We start from the raw sequence: 2,689 nt of genomic DNA, 5'->3' as shown, positions 1-2,689 counted from the left end.
CTCAGACCCGCAGGTCGAGGCGCCGCCCGGCCAGGGCCAGCGCCTCGACCTGCGGGTCTGAGGTCCCCTACCCGAAGCCGTAGAGGCGGCGCGGGTTGTCGACGAAGAGCCGGCGGCGCCTTTCCGCATCCGGCACCCACTCGGCCATCAGGTCGAGGAGGTCGGACAGGCGCGGCGGGCCGTCCCAGGCGGCCACGTGCGGCCAGTCCGAACCCCAGAGGCAGCGCTCGGGGGCGGCGTCGTTGAGGGCGCGGGCGAAGGGGATCGTGTCGGCATAGGGCGGGCCGGCGACCGAATCCCGGAAGGCGCCCGACAGCTTCACCCAATGGCCGTCGCGCACGAGGCCGAGCAGGGCCTGAAAGCCCGGATGCTCCACCCCGGCCGAGGCCGGCATGTGGCCCATATGGTCGAACACCAGGGGCACCTGCAGCCGGGACAGGCGGCCCGCAATCGGCGGCAGGTCGCGGGCGTCGAGCAGGAACTGGAGGTGCCAGCCCATCTCGCGGGCGAGCGCCCCGTAGGCCTCCACCGCATCGAGGCCGATGCCGCCGCCGAACAGCACGTTGAGGCGCAGGCCCACAACCCCGGCCTCCTTCAGGGCGGCGAGTTCCCTGTCGGGGAGTCCCTGTGGGATCACCGCGATGCCGCGCAGGCGCTGCCGGTTGGCCCGGAGCGTCTCCACCATCAGGCGGTTGTCGGTGCCGTGGACGCTGACCTGGACCAGCACGCCGTTGGCCATGCCGGTGGCATCGAGCATCGCGAGGTACCGGTCCGCCGGGGCGGCCGGGGGCGTGTAGCTGCGGTCGGCCACCAGGGGATAGGCCGGGGGCAGGCCGATCACGTGGGCATGGGTGTCGACCGCGCCCTCCGGCACCCGGTAGCGCGTCGGGCCGCCGGGATGCGGATCGGGGGCCGGGCAGTCTCGGATCTCGGCCATGATCAGGTATCCGCGTGCAGCACCCGGCCGCGGGTCTCGGGCAGCGCGAAGGCCGCCAGGAAGAAGATCCCGTAGGCGATGGCCGCGAAGATCGCGATGGCCGAGGCGAGGCCGGCGCGCTCGGCGAGGAAGCCGACCAGCGCCGGGAACAGGGCGCCGACGCCCCGGCCGAAATTGTAGCAGAACCCCTGCCCCGAGCCGCGCAGGCGGGTCGGGTAAAGCTCCGTGAGGAAGGCGCCCATCCCGGAGAAGTAGCCGGAGGCGAAGAACCCGAGCGGGAAGCCCAGCACCCAGAGCACGCCGTTCGAGAGCGGGATCTGCGTGTAGGCGATCACCACGGCGATCGCGCCCAGGGAAAAAATCAGGAACAGCGGCCGCCGGCCGAGCCGGTCCGCCACCCAGGCGCCCACGAGATAGCCGGCGAACGAGCCGATGATCAGCGCCGCGAGGTAGCCCGTGGAGGACACCACCGACAGGCCCCGCTCGGTGGTGAGGAAGCGCGGCACCCAGGTGGTGATCGCGTAATAGCCGCCCTGGCAGCCCGCCGCCGCCAGCGAAGCGAGCAGGGTGGTCTTGAGGATCGGCCCGGAGAAGATCTCCCAGATCTTCGGCCGGTCGCCGGTGGCGATGGCCCGGGCCCGGGTCTCGGCGGCGACCTGCGGCTCCTGGACGTAGCGGCGCAGGTAGAAGATCAGCAGGGCCGGCAGGGCACCGATCGCGAACATCCAGCGCCAGGCGACCTCGGGGGGCAGCAGCGAGAAGGTCACAGCCTGGGCCAGCACCGCCATGCCCCAGCCGATCGCCCAGCCGGACTGGACCGAGCCGACCGCGCGGCCGCGATATTCGGCCCGGATGGTCTCGCCGATCAGCACGGCGCCGGCTGCCCACTCACCCCCGAAGCCGAGCCCCAGGATCGCCCGGGCGATGAGCAACTGCTCGAAGTTCTGCACGAAGGCGCAGAGCAGCGAGAACACCGAGAACCACAGGATGGTGATCTGGAGGGTGAGCACCCGGCCGATCCGGTCGGCGATGAAGCCCGCGAGCCAGCCGCCGAGCGCCGAGGCCAGCAGCGTCACCGTGGCGGCGAGGCCGGCCGTGCCGGAATCCACGTGCCACAGGGCCATGATCGTCCCGATCACCAGCGGGTAGATCATGAAGTCCATGCCGTCGAGGCACCAGCCGGCGGCGCAGGCCCAGAAGGTGTGCCGCTCCGTCGACGTCATGGAGCGGTAGAAGGCCATCAGGCTGGCATCGCGGATTTCCACCGCCTCCACGCCCGTATGTCCCGGCCCTGCTTCCGTCCGCATCACACTCTCCCGCCAGCAGGTACCAGTATCGGCGCCAATAGCCGAGCTGTGCAACCGTGGGGAGGTGCCACGCAAGGAAAAGGCCGCCCGGAGGCGGCCTTTTCCAAGACGTTCCGGTTCAGGCGTCGCTCAGTAGCAGCGCTCGACCAGGACCCGGCGGTATCCGTAGGGGGTCCAGCGCACCCGCGGGACCGTGTAGCAGCCGCCGCCGTAGCCGTAATCGCCGGCGAAGCCGACCGGGGCGTAGCCGCCGCCGTAGCCGTAGCCCGGATAGCCGTAGCCGCCACCGTAACCGCCGTAGCCCCCATAGAGGCCGCCCGCCGCCAGGCCCAGGCCGACGCCGAGACCCAGTCCGCCGAGGCCGTAGCCGTAGCCGCCGCGATAGCCGTAGCCGCGGCCGTAGAAGCCCCGGCCGTATCCGCCGCGGAAGCCCGCGCCCCGGAAC

Annotated in this window: 2 protein-coding genes and 1 pseudogene; all 3 read right to left on the bottom strand. The window is 71.8% G+C overall.

Features of this window, described 5'->3' with window-relative positions; genetic code table 11:
- Positions 1–67: 67 nt before the first annotated feature.
- Positions 68–937 carry an amidohydrolase family protein gene (locus FV228_RS26205; RefSeq protein WP_147857209.1) on the bottom strand — a complete coding sequence of 290 codons (870 nt, stop codon included), beginning with the start codon at positions 935–937 and terminating at the stop codon, positions 68–70.
- Positions 938–939: 2 nt separating this feature from the next.
- On the bottom strand, positions 940–2,244 hold the full coding sequence (locus FV228_RS26200; RefSeq protein WP_147857208.1) for an MFS transporter: 1,305 nt from the start codon (positions 2,242–2,244) through the stop codon (positions 940–942).
- 129 nt (positions 2,245–2,373) lie between these two features.
- Positions 2,374–2,689 (bottom strand): annotated as a pseudogene (locus FV228_RS26195) (hypothetical protein); the annotation flags it as partial.

The sequence above is a fragment of the Methylobacterium sp. WL18 genome (assembly GCF_008040015.1).
Lineage (GTDB): Bacteria > Pseudomonadota > Alphaproteobacteria > Rhizobiales > Beijerinckiaceae > Methylobacterium > Methylobacterium mesophilicum.
This window is presented reverse-complemented; position numbering and strand designations above follow the sequence as displayed.